Source organism: Rubrivirga sp., assembly GCF_049648075.1.
GTDB lineage: Bacteria > Bacteroidota > Rhodothermia > Rhodothermales > Rubricoccaceae > Rubrivirga.
Genome location: NZ_JBARYR010000468.1, coordinates 1 through 5,596, shown reverse-complemented (window position 1 = coordinate 5,596; position 5,596 = coordinate 1). Strand labels below are relative to the sequence as shown.

General features: G+C 70.5%; 5 protein-coding genes. 4 read left to right on the top strand and 1 reads right to left on the bottom strand.

The features are described 5' to 3' along the window. The 4 genes from WBA11_RS13325 to WBA11_RS13310 form a co-directional block, all read left to right on the top strand. On the top strand, nucleotides 1-1,369 hold a 1,369-nt coding region (locus tag WBA11_RS13325), incomplete at its 5' end, for a glycerol-3-phosphate dehydrogenase/oxidase (RefSeq protein WP_424521161.1). After that, nucleotides 1,366-1,632, top strand: a complete 267-nt coding sequence (locus WBA11_RS13320; RefSeq protein ID WP_424521160.1) for a cytoplasmic protein — start codon at nucleotides 1,366-1,368, stop codon at nucleotides 1,630-1,632. The genes WBA11_RS13325 and WBA11_RS13320, both read left to right, overlap by 4 nt. Further along, complete coding sequence (locus WBA11_RS13315; protein WP_424521159.1) at nucleotides 1,629-1,937, top strand: hypothetical protein; 309 nt, start codon at nucleotides 1,629-1,631, stop codon at nucleotides 1,935-1,937. The genes WBA11_RS13320 and WBA11_RS13315 overlap by 4 nt, the downstream gene beginning before the upstream one ends. Nucleotides 1,938-2,011: 74 nt before the next feature. Next, the gene (locus WBA11_RS13310) at nucleotides 2,012-2,881 is read left to right on the top strand and encodes a hypothetical protein (protein WP_424521158.1); all 870 of its coding nucleotides are present in this window, start codon (nucleotides 2,012-2,014) and stop codon (nucleotides 2,879-2,881) included. Between the two features lie 86 nt (nucleotides 2,882-2,967). Here the strand turns inward: WBA11_RS13310 and WBA11_RS13305 are convergent. After that, a partial coding sequence (locus WBA11_RS13305) for a Calx-beta domain-containing protein (protein WP_424521157.1) occupies nucleotides 2,968-5,596 on the bottom strand: 2,629 nt, incomplete at its 5' end.

Below are 5,596 nucleotides of genomic sequence, written 5' to 3'. Positions count from 1 at the left end.
CCGCTACCTCGCTCGCGGCGACGTGCGGCTGGTGCGAGAGGCGCTCCGCGAGCGGGGGCGGCTGTTGCAGAACGCGCCCCACATCGCGACGACGCGAGCGTTCGCGGTCCCGGCCTACTCGTGGTGGGAGAAGCCGTACTACGGCGCCGGCCTGTTCGCCTACGACCGCCTGGCGATGAGCCTGGGCATCGGCCACACGCAGCTCTTGTCCGAAGCCGAGTACCTCGAGCGCATTCCGACCGGCAACCGCGACGGCTTGGACGGCGGCGTCCTCTACTACGACGGCCAGTTCGACGACGCCCGCCTCGCCATCGCCCTGGCGCGGACCGCCGCCGATCTCGGCGCGGTCGTCCTCAATCACACGGCCTGCGTCGGGTTCGAGAAGACCGGCGGTCACATCGACGGGATGCGCGTGCGCGACCTCGAGGACGAGTCCGAGACGACCGTCCGGGCCAAAGTGGTCATCAACGCGACCGGCGTCTGGGCCGACCGCGTCCGGCGGCTCGACCAGCCCTCGGCCTCGAACATGCTCGAGCCGAGCCGGGGTGCCCACATCGTCCTCGATCGGTCGTTCCTGCCCGGCGACACCGCGATCATGGTGCCCAAGACCGACGACGGCCGCGTCTTGTTTGCGATCCCGTGGCAGGGCAAGACCGTCGTCGGCACGACCGACGTGCCGGTCGATGGCCCGAGCTACGAGCCTCAGCCCGGCGACGACGAGGTCGACTACATCCTGGAGCACGCCGGCCGCTACCTGACGCCCGCCCCCACGCGCGACGATGTCCGCGCCGTCTGGGCCGGCCTGCGCCCCTTGGTCACCGACCCCGACGCCGAGGGCACCGCCGCGCTGTCCCGTGAGCACGTCGTGAGCGTCTCGTCCTCGAGGCTGGTGACCGTCACGGGCGGCAAGTGGACGACGTACCGCGTGATGGCCGAGGACGCCGTCGACCACGCCGCTCAGACCGGCGGGCTCCGCGAGAAAGCCAACGACACCGCTGACTTGCGCCTACGAGGCTGGGTCCCGGACGCGCTCCTCGACCCCTCCGCCCCGTACGCTGCCTACGGCTCCGACGCCGCTGCCGTCCGCGCCATCGCCGAGGCTGAGCCTGGTCTCGAGGACGCCATCCACCCGGACCTGCCAACCGTGACCGGTGCCGAGATCGTCTACGCCGCTCGCAGCGAGCAGGCCCGCACGGCCGCCGACGCGCTCGCGAGGCGCACGCGAGGACTGTTCTTGGACACGAAAGCCTCGAGCGAGGCGGCCGAGACGGTCGCCAAGCTGGTCGCGCGAGAGACGGGCCGCGACGACGCGTGGGCTGGGGAGCAGGCCGAGGTCGTCCGACAGATCGCCGCCGGCGAGGTCGTGTGACCGACCTCGAGGCCGCGCACACGCACTCGGACCACCACCGGGACGAGATCGAGGCGAGCGCCGCGTGCGGTTGCTTCTACTGCTTGGCGGTCTACGCGCCCGCCACGATCACGCGCTGGGTCGACGAAGGCGACGGCGGCGAGACGGCCATCTGCCCGGCGTGCGGCGTCGACGCGGTTCTGGGCGACGCGTCGGGCCTGCCCATCACGGACGACGTCCTGCGCGCTATGAAGCGCCACTGGTTCGAGCCGGAGCCGCCGTGACCCCACTCCGCCTTTGGCAGTCCGGCGAGTACGACGCCGACTTCGAGGTCGTCCTCGAGGCCGACGGCCGGTTTTCAGTAGAGCGCGGCAGCTACGTGACGGGCGGGCGCCGCTACGGAACGCTGACCTCGAGGCAACAAGCCGATCTCGAACGGCTGATCGCCGCCGTCGACCTCGAGGCCGAGTATCCGGTCGTCGAAACGTCACGGTCCGTCCTCGAGGTTGGAGACGAGGCCGTTACCTGGAGCGGTGCGCCGCCGGTTGCGGGGCTGAGGGCGCTCATGGAGGCGCTGGTTCGGTTGTAAAGCGCGAGTTCTATAGAGGATGTGATCCTCAGATGCGAGATTTGGCGGACGAACAGAGTCCACCCTTCTTCTCTATGCAGCGCTTTCTGCTGGTCTCGGTTGCTTTCCTGCTGGCCACCGCCGGCCCCATCGCGCAGCCGGCCCCGGCTGTCGACCATCTGGACCTGCTCTTACGCTTCGACGATGCGTACACGGGAGGCCGAGTCCTCCACAAGCTGACCGACCTCCGAGTCGTCTTCCCGGATCCGGACGGCGGCTACAGCTTCGCTTTCCTCGACGCGTCCGGCTCCCCGGTCACGTCCGCCGACGCCGAGCTCGGTCCCATCGACCCGTCCAGCGCCTTCGCGACACTCCAACTCGCGTCACGCCTCACCTTCGACCGCCCGACCGAGCCCGGCTCCTACACGCTCGCGGTCTTGCACAATGGCGGTGTGATCGGAGCGATCCCGTACGACCTCGAGGTCGCTGCCAGCGACGACCCGTTCGATACGCGAGAGAGCATTCGCATGGAAGGCCCGTGGCGATCGACGGGCGTCGTTCGGTTCGACCGCGACAACGGTGACTCGGCTCACCTCGAGGTCGACGTGTGGGTCCGGCAGGACGAGCTCGGCAGCGAGGAGTTCGAGACGGAGCTCCACCGAGATGGCCAGAAGATCTCGGGCGAGGGCCGCGGCAACACGGCGTACACGCCGGACGTGTGGCGCGCGGTCACGCTGTCGTTTCGCTATCCCGATCAGAGCGCCGTCGATCGCGAGTCGCTTACGGACGGGTCGTACCGAGTCGTGATCACATCGGGCGGGCGCGAGATCAAAGCGTATCGCTTCGAGGTCGAGGGCGGATCGGTCGTCGCCCATCCGCAGAGTGACCTCGCCACTCAACCGCGGCACGACTTCCGGACGCCCCGCACGCTGGAGGACGACGTGTTCTGGATCGAGGTCGAGTAAGTCCGCGCGTCCTCGAGGTCGCCACGGGGCTGTAGGAGTCGTAGTCCTCGAGGCCGGCGACGCATCTGACCTCGAGGACGCACCTGCTACCGCGCGACGGTGATCTGCTGCGTGGCCGTAACCGTGGTCCCAGTCACCTGGATCAGGTAGACGCCCGGCGCCAACCCGCCGCCGACCTCGACGCGCTCCGTGCCCGAGACCTCGAGGTCGAGGACCTCGACCACACGGCCGACCGCGTCCACGACGGTCACGCGCACAGTCTGCGGCACGTCGACCGAGAGATCGAACTGGGCCGCGCCCGCCGTTGGGTTCGGGAACACTCGCCCGACGACCGCGCCCTCGAGGGCCGCCTCGTCCGACGTCGGGTTGTCGTTGTCCTCGAGGACGACCGTGACCGACGCGTCGCCGAGCGCCAAGCCGTTCGGGCCGCCGCCGGTCGCGTTCCGGATCTCGAACACGAACTGCTCCGCCCCCTCCGCGATGCTGTCGTCGGTGACGGGGATCACGACCGTCGCAGATGTGGCGCCGGCCTCGACCTCGACGGTCTCCGACTCGAACCCGTCGAAGTCGTCGGGGCCCGCGCCGGTCTCCGCCGCCATGTCGTTCTCGCCCGCGTCGTCCGACGAACTGGCGAGCACGACGTCGAACGCGGCATCCTCGGACAGGGCCTCCTCGAACTCGATCTGGAGGCTAAAGGACCCCGCGCCCTCGCCGACGGTGATCGTGCCGTCCTCGCCCTGGCCGCCGAAGGAGATCGTGGTCGCCGACGGGTCGACCGTCACGACGGCTTCGTCGGGCGCGCCGATGTCGAGACCGGTCGCGTCCTGCAGCCGGAACGTGAACGACTCCTCGCTCTCGGTCCGCCCGTCGTCCGTGACCTCGACCTCGACGGTGGCCGTCGTGTCGCCGGCCGCGAACGTGACGGTCCGGGTCTCGAACCCGCCGATGTCGCCGAGGTCGGCGCCGTCCGTGCCGCCCGCGAACACGACCTCGACGGCCTCCCCGCCCTGAGCCGGTGAGCCGAGCTCCAAGGTCAGGATCGCCGTCGATCCTTCGGCGACCTGGAACGCGGCATCGGCGAACCGGACGCCCGTCCTCGAGGGCGTGACGGTGAGCGCAATCTCGGTGCCGTCGGCCAGGTCGAGCCCGTCGGCGTCCTCGAGGACGAGCGTGAACGTCTCCTCGCCCTCGGCGATGCCGTCGCTCGTGACGGCGATCTCGAACGAGGCCGACGTGTCGCCGCCGTCGAACGTGACGGTCTCGGACGTAAACCCGCCGAGGTCGTCGGCGCCGGCGCCGTCGGGCGAGGCGCCATCGAGGACGACGGTCACGGACTCGCCACCGCTCGCGGCGTCCGAGAGCCGGAGCGAGACCGTCACGGACTCGCCCTCGGCGGCCTCGAGGTCGGCAGACTCGAACTCGACGGCCGGCGTCGAGAGCGAGACGGTCAGCGTGGTCTCGGACGGCTCCCCGATCCCGAGCCCGTTCGGTTGGAGGTCGGCCTGGCCGAGCGCGAGGCGGAACGACTCGTCGTCCTCGGCGCTGCCGTCGGCGGTGACCTCAATGGCGATCGTGGCCTCGGTGTCGCCCTCGGCGAACGTGATGGTCTGGGAGTCGAAGCCGCCCAGGTCCTCGGAGGTGGTCGCCTCATCCTCGTCGTCGACGAGGAACACGACGATGGACTCGCCGCCGCGCGCGGGCTCGCTCAACTCGAGGACGACCTCGACGGTCTCGCCCTCAGCGGCGAACAGCGTGGCATCCTGGAAGGCCACGGCCGGCGCGTCCTCGATAGTAAGTGCGACGTCTCCATTTACGACCGTCGCGCCAGCGCTGGTGACGCGCAGGTTCGCGACCTCATCGCCTTCTACGACGCCGTCGTCCTCGAGCGGGACCGGGAGCGTGAACGCGGTCCCGCTCGGCGTACCAGCCGGGGCGACGAGCGTCTCGGGGAAGTCGCCGTCGAACGCGACGCCGCCGGCCGCGAACGGGGCGAAGTCGTCGTTGTCGGCCGTCGAGCCCTCGTCGAGCGAGACCGTGAACGGGGTGTCCTCGTCGAGCGGAGCGCCGTCGCCAGTGGTGAGCGTGACCGTAACCGTCGAGCTCGCGCCCTCGCGCGCCGTGACCGTGGTCTCGGCGACGGTCAGGGTCACGGCCTGGGCCGACTCGCTGACGGTGAGCGTGAACCGGTCCGGCGTGCCGACCGTGGCGCCGACGGCGTCGCGGAGCTCGAACGCGAACGTCTCAGCCGGCTCGGCGGCGCTGTCTTCCGTGACCGTCACGGTCACCGTCGCCGTCTGCTCGCCCTCGGCGAACGTGACCGTCTGCGTCTCGTAGCCGTCGAGGTCGGCGGCCGAGGTCCCCTCGTCCTCGTCCTCGAGGAGCACGACGTCGACCGTGGCCCCGCCCTCGGGCGCGCCGACGGAGAGCGTGACGGCGATGTCGACGGTTGAACCCTCGTTCGTCGTCGCCGACTCGGCGGCGAACTGGACGACGGGCTTGTCTGTGAGAGTGACCTCGACGTCGGCGCCGGTCACGGTGGCGGCGCTGGTCACACGCAGGTCGGCGACCTCGTCGCCCTCGACCTCGGCGTCCTCGGCGACCGGGATCGGGACCTGGAACACGGTCCCGCTCGGCGTCCCGGCCGGGGCGGTGACGGTCTCCGGGAACGCGCCGTCGAACGAGGCGCCCTCGCCCGCGAACGGGGCGAAGTCGTCG

What these genes read in the sequence shown, in the direction of transcription:
- WBA11_RS13310 (WP_424521158.1), top strand. Translation starts at nt 2,012, where the DNA reads ATGCAGCGCTTTCTGCTGGTCTCGGTTGCTTTCCTGCTGGCCACCGCC.